The 19258-nt window shown below is 71.0% G+C and carries 16 protein-coding genes; 7 read left to right on the top strand and 9 right to left on the bottom strand.

All coding sequences use genetic code 11. From position 1 onward, the window contains the following. Positions 1-20: 20 nt before the first annotated feature. Together fxsT and AB0B94_RS25210 are read right to left on the bottom strand one after the other, a co-directional pair. Positions 21-2339 carry an FxSxx-COOH system tetratricopeptide repeat protein gene (gene fxsT, locus AB0B94_RS25205; protein WP_357285052.1) on the bottom strand — a complete coding sequence of 773 codons (2319 nt, stop codon included), beginning with the start codon at positions 2337-2339 and terminating at the stop codon, positions 21-23. Between the two features lie 145 nt (positions 2340-2484). Then, positions 2485-2958: a hypothetical protein gene (locus AB0B94_RS25210; protein ID WP_357285055.1), complete on the bottom strand. Its 474-nt coding sequence runs from the start codon at positions 2956-2958 to the stop codon at positions 2485-2487. Positions 2959-3107: 149 nt separating this feature from the next. Between AB0B94_RS25210 and AB0B94_RS25215 the strand changes: the two genes are divergently transcribed. After that, positions 3108-4391, top strand: coding sequence for an MFS transporter (locus tag AB0B94_RS25215; protein WP_357285060.1), 1284 nt, complete (start codon positions 3108-3110; stop codon positions 4389-4391). Between the two features lie 500 nt (positions 4392-4891). Here AB0B94_RS25215 and AB0B94_RS25220 read toward each other — a convergent pair whose 3' ends face one another. Continuing rightward, positions 4892-6598 (bottom strand): bifunctional metallophosphatase/5'-nucleotidase, encoded by a 1707-nt coding sequence (locus AB0B94_RS25220; RefSeq protein WP_357285065.1) that lies wholly within the window; start codon positions 6596-6598, stop codon positions 4892-4894. Between the two features lie 278 nt (positions 6599-6876). Between AB0B94_RS25220 and AB0B94_RS25225 the strand changes: the two genes are divergently transcribed. Beyond that, complete coding sequence (locus AB0B94_RS25225; protein ID WP_357285068.1) at positions 6877-7674, top strand: alpha/beta hydrolase; 798 nt, start codon at positions 6877-6879, stop codon at positions 7672-7674. A gap of 46 nt (positions 7675-7720) precedes the next feature. Here AB0B94_RS25225 and AB0B94_RS25230 read toward each other — a convergent pair whose 3' ends face one another. Genes AB0B94_RS25230 through AB0B94_RS25240 form a run of 3 tightly spaced genes read right to left on the bottom strand, consistent with a single transcriptional unit; the run spans position 7721 to position 9159 of the window. Next, positions 7721-8371 carry a histone deacetylase gene (locus AB0B94_RS25230; protein ID WP_357285072.1) on the bottom strand — a complete coding sequence of 217 codons (651 nt, stop codon included), beginning with the start codon at positions 8369-8371 and terminating at the stop codon, positions 7721-7723. A 9-nt stretch (positions 8372-8380) separates the two neighbouring features. After that, on the bottom strand, positions 8381-8830 hold the full coding sequence (locus AB0B94_RS25235; RefSeq protein WP_357285075.1) for a hypothetical protein: 450 nt from the start codon (positions 8828-8830) through the stop codon (positions 8381-8383). After that, positions 8722-9159: a metallophosphoesterase gene (locus AB0B94_RS25240; protein ID WP_357285078.1), complete on the bottom strand. Its 438-nt coding sequence runs from the start codon at positions 9157-9159 to the stop codon at positions 8722-8724. The genes AB0B94_RS25235 and AB0B94_RS25240 overlap by 109 nt, the downstream gene beginning before the upstream one ends. 204 nt (positions 9160-9363) lie before the next feature. Between AB0B94_RS25240 and AB0B94_RS25245 the strand changes: the two genes are divergently transcribed. Next, on the top strand, positions 9364-10773 hold the full coding sequence (locus tag AB0B94_RS25245) for a sensor domain-containing diguanylate cyclase (protein WP_357285082.1): 1410 nt from the start codon (positions 9364-9366) through the stop codon (positions 10771-10773). A gap of 149 nt (positions 10774-10922) precedes the next feature. On the opposite strand, the gene AB0B94_RS25250 is transcribed toward AB0B94_RS25245, so the two are convergent. Further along, positions 10923-11984 carry an aspartate-semialdehyde dehydrogenase gene (locus AB0B94_RS25250; RefSeq protein ID WP_238667272.1) on the bottom strand — a complete coding sequence of 354 codons (1062 nt, stop codon included), beginning with the start codon at positions 11982-11984 and terminating at the stop codon, positions 10923-10925. Positions 11985-11989: 5 nt separating this feature from the next. After that, positions 11990-13255, bottom strand: coding sequence for an aspartate kinase (locus AB0B94_RS25255; RefSeq protein WP_238667273.1), 1266 nt, complete (start codon positions 13253-13255; stop codon positions 11990-11992). Positions 13256-13514: 259 nt separating this feature from the next. Here AB0B94_RS25255 and AB0B94_RS25260 point away from each other — a divergent pair, with 259 nt between their 5' ends. Together AB0B94_RS25260 and AB0B94_RS25265 are read left to right on the top strand one after the other, a co-directional pair. Further along, positions 13515-14303, top strand: coding sequence for a hypothetical protein (locus AB0B94_RS25260; protein WP_357285088.1), 789 nt, complete (start codon positions 13515-13517; stop codon positions 14301-14303). Between the two features lie 84 nt (positions 14304-14387). Further along, positions 14388-14918 carry a nitroreductase family protein gene (locus tag AB0B94_RS25265; RefSeq protein ID WP_357285091.1) on the top strand — a complete coding sequence of 177 codons (531 nt, stop codon included), beginning with the start codon at positions 14388-14390 and terminating at the stop codon, positions 14916-14918. 13 nt (positions 14919-14931) lie between these two features. Here the strand turns inward: AB0B94_RS25265 and AB0B94_RS25270 are convergent, their stop codons facing one another. Continuing rightward, positions 14932-15918 (bottom strand): DUF5937 family protein, encoded by a 987-nt coding sequence (locus tag AB0B94_RS25270; RefSeq protein WP_357285094.1) that lies wholly within the window; start codon positions 15916-15918, stop codon positions 14932-14934. Between the two features lie 77 nt (positions 15919-15995). On the opposite strand from AB0B94_RS25270, the gene AB0B94_RS25275 reads away from it, so the two are divergent. Both AB0B94_RS25275 and leuA read left to right on the top strand, forming a co-directional pair. After that, positions 15996-17267 (top strand): MFS transporter, encoded by a 1272-nt coding sequence (locus AB0B94_RS25275; protein WP_357285097.1) that lies wholly within the window; start codon positions 15996-15998, stop codon positions 17265-17267. 237 nt (positions 17268-17504) lie between these two features. Beyond that, complete coding sequence (gene leuA / locus AB0B94_RS25280; RefSeq protein ID WP_357285101.1) at positions 17505-19256, top strand: 2-isopropylmalate synthase; 1752 nt, start codon at positions 17505-17507, stop codon at positions 19254-19256. Positions 19257-19258: the final 2 nt, after the last annotated feature.

Genomic DNA, 19258 nt, shown 5'->3' on the forward strand with positions numbered 1-19258 from the left:
AGCTGATGACGGTAGACCAGCTAGGTGCCCGTGGTGCCGGAGTGCTTGCGTTTCCAGTAGGCAAGGGCCTCGCGGGTGGTGAGGGTGCTGGGGTGGTCGGGACCGCGGACGCGCAGCATGTCAGTGAGCACTTGCTCGAGGGCGGCGACGGCGCCGCTCGCGTCACCAGCTTCGCCACGCCAGTAGGCGAGGTTGTGGCGGGTGGTGAGGGTGTTGGGGTGGTCGGGACCTAGGAGGCGCAGCCGGTCGGTGAGCAGGTGCTCGAAGGCGGTGACGGCGCCGCTCAGGTCACCAGCTTCGCGACGCCACTCGCCGAGGCTGCTGCGGGTGGTGAGGGTGTCGGGGTGGTCGGGACCGTGGACGCGCAGCATGTCGATGAGCACCTGCTCGAAGGCGGCGACGGCGCCGCTCGCGTCACCAGCTTTCCCACGCCAGTAGGCGAGGTTGTGGCGGGAGGCGAGGGTGTTGGGGTGGTCGGGACCGCGGACGCGCAGCATGTCGATGAGCACTTGCTCGAAGGCGGCGACGGCGCCGCTCGCGTCACCGGCTTCGCCACGCCAGTAGGCGAGGTTGTGGCGGGAGGCGAGGACGTAGGGGTGCTCAGGGCCGAGGACGCGCAGCATGTCGATGAACACTTGCTCAAAGGCGGCGACGGCGCCGCTCGCGTCACCAGCTTCGCCACGCCAGTGCGAAAGGTGGTAGCGGGTGGCGAGGGTGCCGGGGTGGTTGGGACCGAGGACGCGCAACACGTCGGCAAGCAGCCGCTCCGACCCGGCCTTGGCGGCGGCAGCCTGGCCGCTGTAGCCGAGGCTGTCGAGGTTGCGGAACAGCAAGTTATGCACGTCAGCCTGCAACAGAGCGTCACCGCTGCTGGCATGAAGCACGACGGCGTTCTCACGCAGAGTGTGGGTATAGCGAGATTCGCGGTCGATGTCGGGCCAGATTGCCAGCAGTCCGTCAGCCGCAGTGCGGGCGGTAGCCCTCAGTCGCGGAGCGTCGAGGTCATCGCGGGTGACACGTTGAATCAGGGCGTGCACGCGAGTCCGGCCGGTGGCCGGGTCGTGGCTGACCAGGTGGAGGCGGTGCAGGTTTCGCAGCGCATCCCAGACCTCCTCGGTGGTGACATCGCGGCCACTGATCCGCGTCAGATGGGCGGTGACCGCGTCGGTCCTGAATAGCGCGTCCGGGATGCCGTTCGGATCCAGCACCGCGGCCAGCTCCAGCACCCGCCTGGCTAATCCCGAAGGCGGGTGGCTGTCCGCCGCGTCGATGGAAAGCGACCAGATGGCACCAACAACTTTGCGCTGGTCATCGGGTAACGCATCCTCCGGGGGAACCAGGTCAGCCAACTGCTTATGTCGATCGGCCAACCGCGCCCGGTAGACGGAAGCATCGATAGCGCGGTCACGAATGAACGCGGCGGCTTGGGCTGCCGCTATCGGCAGATACTCCAATTCGGCAGCCAGTCCCTCCAGCTCCGGTTCCTGGTCGACGCCAGCACCAATGGCCGAGCGGAGGTAGGCGACCGCTTCGCCAGGAGTGAACAGGTCGACCTCGACCAACGACCGGCGGTCGGTGTCCAGGACAGCATCCCGCCGCCGGGTGGTGACGATTGTGCGGCCGTGCCGACTGTCGGGCGGCCACCACCGGGCGGCATCCCCCGGGGCATCAAGGTTGTCCAACACCACCAACCACCGACGGTCAGTGCGCCCGAACCACTCCATCAACCGCTGCGCCGCAGACTGATCGTCAGCATCTACCAGCGCGACACCCACCGCCCGCGCCGCCTCGGCATAACTGACGACGATCGCATCCTCGCTCGACGCGGTCACCCAGACCCGCACGTCCACCTCACCGGTGGACTCCAGATGCCGCACGAACTGAGCCGCCAACTGCGTCTTGCCCACGCCCCCCATGCCCGACAACACCTGCGTCAGCGCAGCCGTACGGCCAGCCTTCGCAGCTCTGATCAAATCGACACCGGCGGCCCGGTCCTGAAACCAGGCCGCCAACTGTGGCACCAGGCCAACCCGTACCCCACCCGCCGGCGCCGGTGGGCGTCCTATCCGGCGACGCTCCGACCAAGCCGTCAAGCGTGCATCCAGCACGGCAACGAGCGCGAAGACCGCGCCAACAATCCCCGCTAACCAACTGGCCTGCTCCGCTACGGCCCACCCCCACTGCGGCGCCCGCCAAGCAAATGGGTTCCACCACAACAACACCGCCACCACCGAGCAGGCACTCGCCGCCACCACCCACGTGACGACGCGCCGACGCCCACGCGGAAAGACCCGAACCATCTCTTCATAATCGACGCAACCAAATACCCCGGCAGTCATGTGTCGAGTTGACGTCACAGAGCCGGTACAGCAGGGTGCGCAGCCGACAACCGAGACCGACACCTGGAACCAGGAGTGATGGTGTTCGGATGACCGCTGGCACGGTGACGGCGGTCCGCGCCACGCCGTTCGAGGTAGCGGCCGGTCAATCCTGCCGTTCGGTGCGCTCGATCTCCGCGAACGCGGCGGCCAGGTAGTCGTCCAATGGCACGCTGGTCGCCGCCAACAGGTCGGCCACGAGCAGCGGGGCGTGTCGGGCCAGAGCCGCGGCGTCTGGCGGCGACTCGTCGCCGTCGGGGTCGTACACCCCCAACGCGCCGGCCAGCAGGACGAGCACCACGTGCGGGTCGACATCGGTTCGCCACCGCGTCGACTGCTGCACGCAATGGGTCAACACCTGGCGGATGTCGTCACCGGCCAACCCGTCCGGGTGGCTCTCCTCCAGCAGCAACCGGACCACCGCGCCGAGCACCAGGCCGGAACGCTCGTCAGCGGCGAGACCGCCGACCGCCTCGTCGTACGCCTGACCGTCGCGTGCCTGGGCGGCGGCGACGGCCGTCGTGGCGGTCACCGCGATGGCGCGGGCGGTAGCGGGCAGGTGTCGCCAGGTGCCGGTCATCGCGCCAGCATCGCAGACCCGGCGGACACCGACCGACAGCGATCACAGCCAGTGGATCAACGTGGGATTGGTCACAGTTGATCCCGGTCACCGCAAGGCGTGGTCAAAACGGTTCGCGCGGCGTCAGACCCACCGCACAGAATGCCGGCATGCTGCGTCGTGCCCTGCCCCGCCGTTCGGAAGCTCGCCGACTCCTGATCGGCACCCTGCTGTCGGCGATCGGGCGCGGTCTGACCCTGCCGTTCCTCTTCATCTACCTGACCGACGTACGCGGCCTCACCGACACCCGCGCCGGGCTCGTGATCGGCTGGTACGGCGTGGTCACCCTGGCCCTGTCGCCGCTGGGCGGGACGCTGATCGACCGGATCGGCGCCCGCCGGGTGGTGGTGCCCTGTCTCGTGATCGAGGCGATCGGCACCGCCTCGCTCGCGCTGGTCCACTCGACCGGTTCGGCGCTACTGGTGATGACGGTGATCGCCGTCGGCAGCTCCGCGATCTGGTCCGGGCAGAACACCATCCTCGCGTCGCTGACCGACGACGACGAGCGGCAACGCGTCTTCGGGTTGAACTTCGCCCTGCTCAACCTCGGCATCGGCATCGGTGGCATGACCTCCGGCGCGATCGTCGACACCGCCCGGCCCGGCACCTTCCAGGCGATCTACCTGCTGGACGCGGTGACCTACCTGATGCCCGCGCTGATCCTGCTCACCCTGCCCGGGGTGGGCCACCGACTCGGCAAACGTCGAGGCGTCGACGAGCCGTCAGCCGGTGGCTACCTGACTGTGCTCCGCGATCGTCCGTTCCGGCGGCTGGTGATCTTCGGGCTGATCCTCACCACCTGCGGCTACGCGCAGGTGGAGGTGGGCTTCGCCGCGTACGCGGTGCGGGTGGCCGAGGTGAACCCCCGGGTAGTGGCCTGGGCGCTCGCGGCCAACACGGTGATGATCGTGCTCGCGCAACTGCTGGTCATCCGGCGGATCGAGGGGCGCAGCCGCACCCGGGCGTTGGCAGTGGTGGGAGCGGTGTTCGCCGCCGCCTGGCTGGTCCTCGGCGCGGCCGGCCTGGTCAGTGCCGAGAACGCCGTGCTGGCCGCCCTGTGCGTGGTGCTCTGCTCGGCGATCTTCGGCTTCGGCGAGACGATGCTGTCCCCGGTGATGCCCGCGCTGACCAACGCGCTGGCCACCGACGAGCTGCGCGGCCGGTACAACGCCATGAGTTCGATGATCTTCGGCATCAGCGGTGTGATCGGCCCAGTGACCGCCGGCCCACTCATCGGCGCCGCCAACGGCATGGTCTGGGTGGCGACGGTTGTCGGCGGCTGCCTGGTGGCTTCACTGGTCGCGCTCTCCCTGCGTCGGCTGCTCACCACGGAGCAGGACGGCCTCGCGACGGCCACCCCGACATCCCCCACCCCCACGCCCGCCCCCGCCTGACCTCGAACACCCCGCCCTACCTCGCACCCCACGCCCCCCACCCCACACCCCCGCGCCCCGCCGTCCGCGCACCCCACCCCGCACCCCGCACACCCCACGCCCCACGCCCCACGCCTCACACCCCGCACCCCGCAGCCCACGCCCCGTAGCCCACGCCCCACGCCCCGCGCCCCGCGCCCCGCGCCATCTTGCAAGATCGCGCTCAATCCTGGATGTAGTGGCTTCCCCGCGCCCCGATGCCACTACATCCATGTTCGAGCGCGATCTTGCCCGGTGGGGCATGCGCGAGCAGAGCGGCAGGCGGCAGGCGCAAGCACGGACAGGCGCAGGCACAAGCACGGACAAGCGCAGGCACAGGCGCAGGCACGGACAAGCACAGGCACGGACAAGCACAGGCGCAGGCACAAGCACGGACAAGCGCAGGCACGGGTGGGCGGCGTCGGGGACGGGTCGGGCCCCGGAGCTGGTGCTCCGGGGCCCGATGTCGCGGGGGTCGGCCGTCAGGCGGCGGGGACCTCGGCGGTGGTGCGGATCCGGTCCAGCGTCGGTGCGGAGACCGGCGACTGGGCGGTCAGGTAGTCGACGAAGGCGTCCAGGTCGATCTGGCCGGTGACCAGGTTCGTGCCGCCGGTGAGGGCGCTGAAGCCGTCGCCTCCGCCGGCGAGGAAGTTGTTCACCGTCACCCGGTAGGTGGCTGCGGTGTCGACGGTGGTGCCGCCGAGGGTGAGGCTGCCCCGGACCACGCGGGTGCCGGCGCACGGGTCGGCGACCGTACCGGTGGTGCCGTTCGGGTCGACCACGTAGCCCACTGTGGCCGACGGGTACAGGGTCCGGCCGGTGACGAACTGCTGTTCCAGTACGCAGTAGAGCTGTGCGCCGGTGAGGTCCAGTGTCACCAGGTTGTTGGCGAACGGCTGCACGGTGAACGCCTCTTCGTAGGTGACCGAGCCGGCGTCGAGGTCGGCTCGGACCCCGCCCGGGTTCATGAAGGCGGCGACTGCGTTCTGTTCGTCGTCGGTGGCGGCGAGCTGCGCGTCGGCGATCAGGTTGCCCAGTGGCGATTCGCCCAGACTCGTACCGAAGAGGGTTTCCTGGCTGCGGGTGATCGCCTCGTTGGTCACGCCGACCTGGCGTCCGGCGACCGGGCCGAGCACGGTCTTGTACCGGTTGATCAGCGCGGTCTGCCGCGGGTCCTTGGCGACGTCGCGGGTCACCACCACGTTGTTGGCGGCGGCGGAGATCACGTCGCCGCTCCGGCGATCGATCTTCAGGTCGATGTCGGTGACCAGGCGACCGAACGAGCTGGCGCTGGTGACCAGCTTGCCGTTGATGTCGCAGTTGTACGCCTGGTGGGTGTGCCCGCTGACCACCACGTCGATCGACGGATCCATCCGGTTGGTGATGTCCACGATGGGACCGGTCATGCCGACGCAGTCGTTGATCCCGCCGGTCGCGGCCTGGGTGCCACCCTCGTGCAGCAGGACGACGATCGCCTGTACGCCCTTGCGACGCAGCTCGCGCGCGTACCGGTTGGCGGTGTCCGCCTCGTCGGCGAAGCTGAGGCCGGCGACGCCCTGCTGGCTGACGATCTGCGGCGTGCCTTCCAGGGTCATGCCGATGAAGCCGACCTTGACGCCCTGCACCTTGTGGATCGCGTACGGCGCCATCAGCGGCTTGCCCGTGGCGGTCTTGAAGGCGTTCGCGGACAGGTACTGGAAGCCGGCCCCCCGGTACGGGGTGCCGTCGATGCAGCCGTCCACCGGGTGGCAGCCGCCGTTCTGGATCCGCAGCAGCTCGGCGGCGCCTTCGTCGAACTCGTGGTTGCCGACGCTGGCGTAGTCCAGCCCGGCCATGCTCAGCGCCTCGATGGTCGGCTCGTCGTGGAACGCGGCGGAGAGCAGCGGGGACGCACCGATCAGGTCACCGGCGGCGACGGTGATGGTGTTCTTCTTCTTGGCTGCGGCCCGCAGCTCGGCAAGGTGGGTGGCCAGGAACTCGACGCCACCCGCGGTCTGCCCGGCGATGGTGCCGCTGGACCCGCTCGGCGGTTCGAGGTTGCCGTGGAAGTCGTTGAGGGCGAGCAGGGTGACGTCGACCGGCTTCGGCCGCGCGTCGGCTTGCTCAGGGCTGGTGGCGACCGCGCCGAAAGCGGCCACCGCGAGCGCGGTCAGGCCGACAGCGGCCCGACGCATCCCGGGTATGAACATGGATCTCCTCGTAAGAATCGGCGTGTACGGTGCCCGGCCTCTGGGTCGACCGGGGCCGCCGACGGACGCCGTCGAAAGGGTCGCGGATGACGGTGGTTGAGCATGGCCCCCGCCCCGACAGCCTCTCATCCGGACGCCCGCCGGTCGACCCGGGCAGCGCACCGGAGCAGCGCGTACGCCGAGGCCGCTATCGATCCCCGTTTAACGCGGTCTGCCGGACAACGTCGGACCCGGGGTCTAGAAAGGACGGGACACCTACGAGGAATGGGGACGGCATCGTGAGCGGAACGACACCGGTGGCGGAGCAGGTTCGGTCGGTCGACGGCACACCCATCGCGTTCGAGCGGTCCGGTGCCGGGCCGGCGGTCGTCCTCGTCGGCGGCGCGTTCAGCGATCGCAACGCGACCCGCGACCTGGGTGCGGCACTGGCGCCGGATTTCACCGCCTTCAGCTATGACCGTCGTGGTCGGGGCTACAGCGGCGACACCCCACCGTACGAGGTCGGCCGCGAGATCGACGACCTGGCCGCCCTGATCGCGGCGGCGGGTGGTTCCGCCGCCGTCTACGGCATCTCCTCCGGTGCCGTCCTGGCCGCCCTCGCCACCGCACAGGGCCTGCCGGTGACCACGTTGGTCATGTTCGAGCCACCGTTCCAGGTCGGTCCGCACGTGGGCGTCCGCAAGGACATCACTCCGCAGCTCATCGAGCTGATCGCCGCTGATGACCGGGACGGCGCTGTGGAGATCTTCCTCAGCGCCTCGGTGGGGCTGCCGGCTGAGCAGATCGCCGGGATGCGGTCGCAACCGATGTGGGGTGGGCTCACGGCGGTCGCGCACACACTGGTGTACGACGCGATCGTCACCGCCGGAGGGCGACTCCCCGCCGAGCGGCTGGCGGCCATCACCGCGCCGACCCTCGCGGTGGACAGCACCGGCAGTCCACAGTGGTTGCGGGATGCGAGTCGGGCGGCGGCCGAGGCCGTGCCGGGCGGCCGGTCCGTGAGCCTCGACGGCGGTTACCACGACGTGCCAGCGACGACGCTGGCCCCCGCGCTGCGCGAGTTCCTGCTCGGTTGACCGCATTAGCGGCCGCCGAGGCGCGAGCCGGTGCAAGATCGTCGGCTCAGCCGTCAGCCAGCGCCTTGTCGACGAGGGCTGCGACGGCGTCCGGCGGCCAGGCGCCCGCCACGCCGGGCCGGGCGGCCAGGTAGGTGCCGATCCGCTCGGCGGGCCAGCCGTGCGACTCGCGCAGCCCTCGGGCGATCATGCCGAGGTAGATCGGCGCGGGAGGCCGGCACGGCACGGCTGACGCCCCCTCGGGGGCGGTGAAGGTGAGCATCGGTACACCGTCACGGCTGCCTGGGCAGATCAGTGTCTCGTACCGCCCCGGGCCGAGCGTGGCCCGTCCGTCGGCTACGGCGGCGTCGATGGCCGCGCCGGTCGCCGGGATCAGCTCGGTAGTGTCGCCCGGCGGGCGGTACATCTCCTGGGCCGCGATGTCGGTGAACTGCTCCAGGGTGACCAGGTAGGCGCGGGCCGCGGCCTCGCCCGGCAGGTGCGGGTCGTAGAAGGCCATGCCGCCGGTCCAGGCGCCGGACTCGCCAGCGAAGTAGATGCCGCCGGGCAGCCACACGGGTGCCGATCGGCTGGGTGGACGCCGGTCGCGGCAGCCCGGGTACGTCCGCTTTCCGCCGGGCGGGCAGCCGCCCCCGATGTACCAGCCCAGCCGGGCGGCGTGCATGTTCGAACCGTACGAGACGTACCAGGCCAGCACGACGACCCCTCAGAAGCCACCGGTCTGCCCGGCGGAGTGGCTCACCTGCACGGTGTGGGTCACGCAGCCACCGGCTTCGACCGAGTGCAGCAGGAAGGCGGTGGGTTCGTTGACCCAACCGATCTGCTCGTCGGCGCTCATGGTGAGCGTGCTCTGCTTCCACGTGCTGGGCGCCACGGTGAGGACGGTGCCCGCGTACGCAGTGGTGACCGGGCGGTGGAGGTGGCCGGCGCCGACCCGCACCACGTGCCGGTACCGGCCGATCACCTCGGCGAGCGCGTCGCCGTCGGCAAGCCGGATGGAGTCGGCCACGGGGATGCCGACAGCGACCGGCGGGTGGTGCAGGAAGATCACGGCGGGTACCTCGGGCCGCCCGGCCAGCACCCCGTCGAGCCAGCCGAGCTGTTCCTCGCCGAGTTGGCCGCCGTCGCTGCCGGGCACCAGCGAGTCGAGCACCACGACGGACGCCGCCTCGTGGTCGACGTGGTAGTAGGCGGAGAAGCCGCCGCGAGCAACGGTGTGCCGCCGAACGTGTCGAGCAGGGCCTCCCGGTCGTCATGGTTGCCGGTGGTCAGGTGCACCGGCAGCGGGAAGCGGCCGATCACCTCGCGCAGCGCCACGTACTCGTCGGGCTGGCCGTGGTCGGCCAGGTCGCCGCTGATCACCACGCAGTCCGGTCGGGGCCGCAATGCCAGCACCCGGCCGAGCGCTCGGTGCAACCCGGCGGCCGGTTCGGCGGCGAGCAGGCCGGTGGTCAGGTGCGGATCACTGAGCTGGGCGATGAGCATGGGCTCGCCTCCTCGGCGCCGGGATGCTCCACGCTATCGCCGGTCGCGGCGTCCCGGGGGGAGGGTCAGGCGTCCACAGGCTGCGTCCACAGCCTGTGGATAGCACGTGTGTACGAAGACCGGGCGGTCCCAGCCACCGTGAGTACGCTTGATCGAGCGGTTCGGCGTCGGCCGGGCCCCTCCCCTACCTGGAACGACGTGCGAGTGGATCATCAGCGAGTCATCCGTGACGTCACCGTCCGCCTGCCGATGGCGTCGAGCACGCCGGAGGCGTGTCGGTGGACGGTCACCGCGCTGTCCCGCCACACCCCGGCGACCATCTCCGTGCTGCTCGCGGTCCACGATCGCCTGCGCTGCGTCGCGGCGACCGGGGCCTGGCAGGTCTTCGCCACCGTGCCGGCGGGGACCGGCATCGTGGGCCGGGTGTGTGCGACCGGCGCTCCCGCCGTCGTCCCGGACGTCACCGTCGACCCGGACTACCTGCCGGTCCGCCCGGATGTGACAGCCGAGTTGTGCGTACCGGTGCTGGATCCGACGGGCCGGGCGATCGGCGTGCTCGACCTGCAGTGGAGTGAGCCGACCGACCTGGAGCCGTGGCGGGAGACCGCGCAGCGGCTCGCCGACGGGCTCGGCGCGCGGATCGCCGCCCTCGGTGGCCCACCGGCGGAGAGTCGCAGTGAGAAGCTGCTGCGGCATGCGGCGGCGCTCTCCTCCGCACCGACCGAGGCAGAGGTGATGGGGGCGGCCGCCCGTGCCGCCCGGGAGGTCTCCACCCTCTCCACAGCACTGCTGCTGATCGGCGGTCAGCTCGGCCCGTCCCCGGCGACGCCGAGCGACCTGGAGACCCGGATCCGCGCCGAGCTGGCGGCGGCGGGTCCGGCCGCCCTGGACCGGATGGTCGAGCGGGCGCACCGGTACGGCGCCGGGTACACGCTGGGCGAGGCCGGGCACCCCCCGACCGAGGACTACCGTCCGCTGACCCGGGCGGGGGTACGGACGCTGGTCGCCGTGCCGGTCGGGCCGACGGACGCCGGTGGGGTGCTGCTGGTCGCCGACGAACGCGCCCTGCGCCCGGACCCGACAACCGTCAGCCTGATGGAGTTGCTCGCCGGGCAGTCCTGGACGAGCGTGGACCGGCTGCGCACGCTGGCCCGGCTGCGGGAGCAGGCCAGCTCCGACCCGCTGACCGGGTTGCGGCACACCGGCCCGTTCGGGCAGCGGATCGCTGCGGCCACCCCCGGGCGTACTGCCCTGCTGGCGATCGACGTGGACGGCTTCAAGACCGTTAACGACACGTACGGTCACCAGGCCGGCGACCAGGTGCTGGTCGGGTTGGCCCGGGCGCTGGAGGGGGCGCTTCGGCACGGCGACGAGTTGTACCGGATCGGCGGCGACGAGTTCGTCGCGGTGATCGAGGTGAGCCGCCCGGAAGAGGCGGTCCGGATCGCCGAACGGCTCACCGAGGCGGCCCGACGCATCGGCCGCACGATCAGCGTGGGCGTCGCACTACCCCGCCCCGGCGAAACACCCGACCGCACCCTGAAAAGAGCCGACCAGGCCCTCTACGCGGTCAAACGCCAAGGCCGAGACGGCGTCCTACTCTCCGCCGCGTAGACCGCCCCCACATCCCCGCCGATCTTGCACTTTCGGTTGCCGTTTTGTCGCTCTCGCCCCTTGTGCCGGCACACAAACTGCAAGATCGCGGAGGCGCGGACGGGCACGGACGGGCTCGGACGGGCGCGGGGGTGTGGGAGTGCGTGGGGTTAGGGGGTGCGGAGTTCTTTGGCTAGGAGTTCGGCGATCTGGGCGGTGTTGAGGGCCGCGCCCTTGCGGAGGTTGTCGCCGGTGACGAAGAAGTCGAGGGCGCGGGGGTCGTCCAGGGCGCGACGGATCCGGCCGACCCAGGACGGGTCGGTGCCGACGGCGTCGATCGGCATGGGGAACTCCCCGGCCGCGGGGTCGTCGACCACGATCACCCCGGGGGCGTTGCGCAGCGCCTCGCGGGCGCCCTCGGCGTCGACCTCGGTGGCGAAGTTCGCGTGCACAGCGACCGAGTGGGCGGTGACCACCGGCACCCGGACGCAGGTGGCGGAGACCTTGAGGTCGGGCAGGCCGAGGATCTTCCGCGACTCGTTGCGGATCTTCATCTCTTCCGATGACCAGCCGCTGTCGGCCGGGGAGCCGGCCCAGGGGACCACGTTGAGCGCCATGGGCGCCGGGAACGGGCCCAGGTCGTCGCCGACCGCCTGGCGTACGTCGCCGGTGCGCGAGCCGAGCGCCCGATCGCCGGCGACCTTGGTGAGCTGGTCGTGCAGGATGTCGACGCCGGACTGACCGGCTCCGGAGACCGCCTGGTAGGAGGCGAGCACCAGCTCTCGTAGGCCGTACTCGCGGTGCAGCGGCGCGACAGCGACGATCATCGCGAGGGTGGTGCAGTTGGCGTTGGCGATGATGCCCCTGGGTCGGTTGCGGACCTGCTCGGGGTTGATCTCGGGAACGACCAGCGGGACGTCGCGGTCCATCCGGAACGCGCCGGAGTTGTCGACAGCTATCGCGCCCCGGGCGACGGCGATCGGCGCCCACTCGGCGGAGACCTCGTCGGGCACGTCGAACATTGCCACCTGGACCCCGTCGAACGCTTCGGGGGTCAGCGCCTGGACGACGAGCTCCTCGCCCCGGCAGCGCACCCGGCGCCCGACGGAGCGCTCGGAGGCGAGCAGCCGGATCTCACCCCAGACGTTGCGTCGCCCGGTGAGCAGCTCGCACATCACGGTGCCGACGGCACCTGTCGCTCCGACCACGGCGAGGGTGGGCAGCGCCGTCATTGGCGCTACCTACCCGTCCCCGCGTAGACCACGGCTTCGGTGTCGCCGCTCAGCTCGAACGCGTCGTGGATGGCGCGGACGGCGGCGTCGAGGTCGGTGTCCCGGCAGACCACCGAGACCCGGATCTCGGAGGTGGAGATCATCTCGATGTTGACCCCGGCCGCGCCGAGCGCGGCGAAGAAGCCGGCCGCCACACCGGGGTGCGAGCGCATGCCCGCGCCGATCAGCGAGACCTTGCCGACGTGGTCGTCGTAGAGCAGGCCCTTGAACTTGACCGGCTCCTGGATCTTGCTGAGCGCCGCCATCGCGGTGGGCCCGTCGGCCTTGGGCAGGGTGAACGAGATGTCCGTCCGGCCGGTGCCCTCGGTGGAGACGTTCTGCACGATCATGTCGAGGTTGATCTCGGCGCTGGCGACGGTGTCGAAGATCCGCGCGGCGGCACCCGGCTCGTCGGGCACCCCGACGATCGTGATCTTGGCCTCGCTGCGGTCGTGCGCGACCCCGGTGATCAGTGCCTGCTCCACGGAAAGGTCCTCCATCGATCCGGTGACCATCGTGCCGGTGTTGGTCGAGTATGACGAACGGACGTGGATCGGCAACCCCGCCCGGCGGGCGTACTCCACGCTACGCAGGTGCAGCACCTTCGCGCCGCAGGCGGCCAGCTCCAACATCTCCTCGTAGGTGATCTGTTGGATGTGCCGGGCGTTGGGCACGATCCGCGGGTCGGCGGTGAAGATGCCGTCCACGTCGGTGTAGATCTCGCAGACGTCGGCGTGCAGGGCGGCGGCGAGCGCCACGGCGGTGGTGTCCGAACCGCCACGGCCGAGCGTGGTGACGTCCTTGGTGTCCTGCGAGACGCCCTGGAAGCCGGCCACGATGACCACCGAGCCCTCGTCGAGCGCGCCCTTGAGCCGCCCGGGGGTGACGTCGATGATCCGGGCGCGACCGTGCACCGAGGTGGTGATCACGCCGGCCTGCGAACCGGTGAACGAGCGGGCTTCGTACCCCAGGTTGTGGATGGCCATGGCCAGCAGGGCCATGGAGATCCGCTCCCCGGCGGTGAGCAGCATGTCCAGCTCGCGGCCCGGCGGCAGCGGGCTCACCTGGTTGGCCAGGTCGAGCAGCTCGTCGGTGGTGTCGCCCATAGCGGAGACCACCACCACCACATCGTCGCCGGCCTTGCGGGCGGCGACGATGCGCTCGGCCACCCGCTTGATCCGCTCGGCGTTGGCGACGGAGGACCCGCCGTACTTCTGCACCACGAGCGCCACGACGGTGCACTCCCTCCCAGCGACCCTGAGCGTGCCGACGCCGCCGGAACCGGGGCCGGCGGCGCGTGTCAGACCCCATGAGGGTATCCGGCGGATAACGAAGCCGGGTCAGGTGATCCCACCATCCGGCCCGGCCGGGACCGGCCCGGCCGGTCCCACCAGGTCGGACGGGTACGCCGGAAAGCCCCGCCCGACACGCCGGAACGAGCTCGGTACGCACCGGCACCCGCCAACCGCCCGCACCCACCAGAATGGGCCGGTGCCCGTCCTCATCCGCTCGGCCGGCCGCGTGATCGGGCCGCTCGTCCTCGCCCTGCCAGCCCTCCTGGTCGCCTGTACCGGTGAGCAGCCCCCGACTCCGCCGCCCGCCGATCCGGCGCCGGTCGAGGTGGACGCCGCACGGGATGAGCTGGCCGCGCTGGCCGCGGCGGCTCAGGACCGTCACCTGGTGGCCCAGTACGTCTACAGCCAGGCGGGTCAACCGGACCGCACCATCGTGTTCACCAGCGCGAACGACGGGAGCTGGCGGGTGGACGTGCCGGGGGGCGCCCTGGGTGGCACCGCCGACGTGTCGATGGCCAGCACGGCGGACGGGCTGTTCCAGTGCGCCCTGCCGTCGGCCGGTCACACCGAGTCGGCGACTTGTGTACGCCTGGGTGATCGCGACGATGCGATCCCACGCCGGTCGGATCCCCGGGTCCAGCACCTGCTCACCGGTTGGCTGGACGTCCTCACCGACCGACGCGCGCCGTTGGCTGTCGCTCCGGCCAACGCCCCCGAGGGCCTCACCGGCGCCTGTTACTCGGTGGATTCCACTTCGGCGTCGCTCAACGCCCCGCTGGACGTGGGCATCTACTGCTACGACCAGGACGGCACGCCGACGGGCGTCCGGACCGGGGCCGGGACGTTGAGGCTGGCCGCCGCACCCGGCCCGGCACCGGCCACGGTGCAGTTGGCCGGGCCGGTGGTGATCGACCGGGAGCCGCTCGACACCGCGGCGCCGCCCACCCCGGACCCGTCGGAGAGCCCGGGCGCGGGAACGCCCTGATCTTCGTCCCGTTACGGGTGCTCTTGCCCACATTCAGGCACCCCGTCCTGAGGGGCGAATCACCCATACAGGACGATCCGGTGTATGGCCGACCTCACCCCGCTGCTCGCCTACCGCTGGAGTCCACGAGCCTTCGACCCGAGCGCCGAGCTGACCCCGGAGGAGTCCGCCTCGCTGCTTGAGGCCGCGCGCTGGGCCCCGTCGGCGGAGAACGGACAGCCCTGGCGGTTCGCCCTCGGCCACCGCGAGGACGAGACCTGGAAGCGGATCCTGATCAGCCTCCCGGTCGACGACCAGATCTGGATCCGGCACGCCGCGACCCTGGTGGTCGGCGCCCACACCGGCCTCGACGCCGAGCGGGCCGCGTACGACCTGGGGCAGGCGATCGCCCACCTGACAGTGCAGGCCACGGCGCTCGGCCTGCACGTGCACCAGCTCACCCGATTCGACCGGGCCGGCCTCTCCACCGAACTCGACCTGCCCGGCGGCGTCCGCCCGTTGGTGGTCGCCGCCGTCGGCCGACTCGGGGACCCGTTCGCCCTCCCGGCCGACCTGCACGCCCGCGAAACCGGCCTGCGGCACCGTCGCCCGGTCGCCGAGTTGCTGCTGCGCTGATCGAGCGCCGGGGTCACCCGCCCCGGCTGGCCCGGAGCAGGACCGCCGCGGCATCGGTGTTGCGATAGCGCACGTGCCGACCCTCGCGGGACCGGGACACCAGGCCGGCGCCGTGCAACGCGGCCAGGTGCTGGGAGACGTTTCCGGCGGACATGCCGGTGAGTCTGGCCAGGTCGGTGGTGGTCAGCGCCGTCTCAAGCAGGTGCAGCAGCGCGGTCCGGCCCGGCCCGATCACCCTTGCCAGTGGGTCGCCGGGCGGCGACGCGCTCGCCTCCCAGAGCGTCCCGACGGCACGAACCGGGTACGCCCCGGCCGGCAGCGAATCCTCCAGCAGGTTCCACAGCACGTGCTGCTCGGTGAACACTGTCGGATTCAGCGCCAGCCCACGCCCGCGGAGGTCGAAGTCCCGCTCGAACGTGTCGTCGCTGATCACCCGGTCGCCGTGCCAGCGCAGGCTCGGGTGGAGCTGCTCGAAGAACCGACCGGCGCCGCTCTCGGCGAGTTGGGCGGCCCGGTACGCCACGTCGGCGTCGAGCAACGCCCGCATCCGCTGCCAGTCCGGGGCGATCGCCTCGTCGTACCAGACCCGCACCGCGTCGACGACCTGCGGCAGCAGCCCGCCGGGGTCGGCGAGCAGCGCCCGGCCGAACGGGCTCAGCGGCTTTTGCCAGGTGGTCGACAGCAGGTCCTGGACCACCACGGCCGGCGGCGTCGCGGCGATCTGGTCAAGCTGCTCGGCCATCTCCACGTTCGGTCGGGCCGCCGGGGTGAGGAAGTCGGGCAGCCAGCGACCCGGCACCACCAACCCCACCAGAGGTCGGACCCGTTCGGCCACCTCCGGGCGACGCAACGTCACCCGGGCCCGGTCGATCCACTGCAGGTGCACCGCGTAGCGGACCGGGTTGGCCAGCGCCCACATGCTCATGACCGTCTCGTTGACAGGTGACACGGCGAGCCGTACTCCCGCCACGTCGGCCAGGCTGAACCGCAACTCGGACACACGCCCCCCTGGAGCAGGATTCGGTCCAGCCTAAAAGACTCGACCGCAACGATGGGAGCCCGCTTCACTCCCCGGACATGGGGACCAGAGAAACAATCCGCACCGTCGTTCGAGACGTCGTACCGCCGGCCGGGCTGACCCGCGCCCTGGCCGTGCAGGCAATGGTCTACGCCGTAGGAAGCGGCCTGTTCCACGCCGGCAGCGCCGTCTTCTTCACCCGGGCCCTCGGGCTCAGCGCCGCCCAGGTCGGGTTGGGGCTGTCCATCGCGGCGGGGGTGTCGCTGCTGGGCACGGTGCCGCTGGGTGGGCTCACCGACCGGTACGGGCCACAGCGGGTCTGGGTGGTGGGGCTGGTGCTCAACGCGGCGCTGTTCGCGACCTACCCGTTCGTGGGCGGCTTCGCGGGGTTCCTCGCCGTGGTGGTGGCGCTGGCCGCCGTGGACGCCGCTGTCGGCGTGGCCCGGCAGGTCTACTCGATCAACGCGCTCCGGCCGGCCGAACGGGTCACGGCGATGGCGTACCAGCGCTCGTCGCTGAACGTCGGCTTCGGGCTCGGCGCGGTGATCAGCGGCCTGGTGCTGACGGTGGACACCATCACGGCGTACCGGGGGATGGTGTGGTTCATCTCGACCGTCTTCCTCGTGACGGCCCTCTTCGTGCGGCGACTGCCCCGGCTGCCGCAGGTGGCCCGGCCGGCGCAGCCGACGAGTCGGCTCGCCGTGCTCCGGGATCGGCCGTTCATGGCGGTGTCAGTGCTGTCCGGGCTGCTCACCGCGCACCAGACGCTCTACCTGACGGTCATGCCGCTGTGGATCCTGACGCACACCGACGCCCCGAAGACGATGATTGCCGCTCTGGTGCTGCTCAACACGGTCCTGATCGTGCTGCTCCAGGTGCGTGTCAGCCGGGGCGCTGACACGGCGGCGGGCGCGGCCCGGGCCTCCCGTCGGGGTGGACTGCTGATCGCCCTGTTCTGCCTGGCCCTGCCGATTTCCGGCGTCACTCGGGGCGCGCTCACCGTCGTGGTGCTGGTGGCCGCCGCGTTGCTGCTGATCCTGGCCGAGCTGATCGAGTCGGCTGGCACCTGGGGGCTCACCGCCACCCTGCCGCCGGCCGACCAGCGCGGCGCGTACGTGGGGGCGCTGGAACTCGGCGTGCAGGTGCAGTACCTGATCGCGCCGGCCGGACTGACCGCGCTCGGGGTGACCACCGGCGGGTGGGGTTGGTTACCGACGGCAGCGATCTTCGTGCTGGTCGCGCTGGCGATCGTGCCCGCGGTGGCCTGGGTCGGCCGCACGCCGCGGTTGGGTGCCGAGGCCGCAGCGCCGGCCATGACCCCGGTCCCATAGTCCGGACCTGTCTTTCCACCCCCCGTTCCATCACGTAGGGTGACCTGGTCATGTGGCAGGCGCTGCTCCTCCTTAGCCGCCGCGACGAGGCCTGACCGGCCGGCACCTCGTCGCGGAGTCGCATCGCGCCGTCCAGCACATCCGAACTTCTTCTCGGCACCGCCGCGCACCGTCGCCCGGCATCTCGCCGACACCTTCCGATCTGCTGACGCCACATGTTCCAGGGAGCACTCTGAGATGGCTCAACCTGTCACCGACGCCGAAACCGATCCGATCGCCCGGCAACGCCCGAGCCGGATGCCGTACCACCGCTACCAGCCGTACCGGGAGCAGTTCCGGGTCGAACTGCCGGACCGCACCTGGCCCACCCGCACCGTCGAGGCCGCCCCCCGCTGGTGCGCCGTGGATCTCCGCGACGGCAACCAGGCCCTGATCGACCCGATGTCGCCCGAGCGCAAGCGCCGGATGTTCCAGCTGCTGGTCCAGATGGGCTACAAGGAGATCGAGGTCGGCTTCCCGTCGGCCAGCCAGACCGACTTCGACTTCGTCCGGCAGCTCATCGAAGACGACATGATCCCGGACGACGTCACCATCCAGGTGCTCACGCAGTGCCGGGAGCACCTGATCGACAGGACGTTCGAGTCGCTGCGCGGCGCGAAGCGGGCCATCGTGCACTTCTACAACTCGACCTCCACCCTCCAACGGCGGGTGGTCTTCGGCCTGGACCGGGACGGCATCGCCGACATCGCCACCACCGGGGCGCGGCTCTGCCAGAAGTACGCCGAGATCCACACCCCGGACACGGAGATCTTCTACGAGTACTCGCCGGAGTCGTACACGGGCACCGAGCTGGAGTACGCGCTGGAGGTCTGCTCCCGGGTGATCGACGTGATCGACCCGACCCCTGATCGGCCGCTGATCATCAACCTGCCGGCCACCGTCGAGATGGCCACCCCCAACGTGTACGCCGATTCGATCGAGTGGATGCACCGGCACCTGCCGCGGCGCGACAGCGTGGTGCTGAGCCTGCACCCGCACAACGACAGGGGCACCGGCGTCGCCGCCGCCGAGCTGGGCCTGCTCGCTGGCGCGGACCGCATCGAGGGCTGCCTGTTCGGCAACGGTGAGCGCACCGGCAACGTCGACCTGGTGACCCTGGGGCTCAACATCTTCTCCCAGGGCATCGACCCGATGATCGACTTCTCGAACATCGACGAGATCCGGCGAGCCGTCGAGTACTGCAACCAACTGCCGGTGCACGAGCGCCACCCGTACGCGGGCGACCTGGTCTACACCGCCTTCTCCGGTTCCCACCAGGACGCGATCAAGAAGGGCTTCGACGCCCTCGCCGCCGACGCGAAGGCGGCCGGCGTGCCGGTGGAGGAGCACACCTGGGCGGTGCCGTACCTGCCGATCGACCCGAAGGACCTGGGCCGCACCTACGAGGCGGTCATCCGGGTCAACTCGCAGTCCGGCAAGGGCGGCGTGGCGTACATCATGAAGAGCGAGCACCAACTGGACCTGCCGCGCCGGCTCCAGATCGAGTTCTCCGGGGTGGTGCAGCAGGTCACCGATCACGATGGCGGCGAGGTCGACCCGGCCGCCATGTGGGAGATCTTCGCGACGCACTACCTGCTCGACCACCAGCCCGACCCGGCGGTCCGGCTGACCGGCTACACGATCAGCACGGTGGACGGCAAGGTCGAGATCGAGGCCCAGGTCGGTGTGGGCGGCGAGCAGCGGTCCCTCGCCGCGGTCGGCAACGGCCCGATCGACGCGTACGTGAACGCGCTCCAGTCGGTCGGGGTGGGCGTACGGGTACTGGACTACCACGAGCACGCGCTCTCCTCCGGTGGTGACGCGCAGGCCGCCGCGTACGTGGAGTGTGAGGTGGACGGCAGGACGGTCTGGGGTGTGGGCACCGACGCCAACATCGTCACCGCGTCGATCAAGGCGGTCACCAGCGCCGTCAACCGCGCCCGCCGCTGACC

It is taken from the genome of Micromonospora sp. NPDC048986, assembly GCF_040649335.1.
Lineage (GTDB): Bacteria > Actinomycetota > Actinomycetes > Mycobacteriales > Micromonosporaceae > Micromonospora > Micromonospora alfalfae.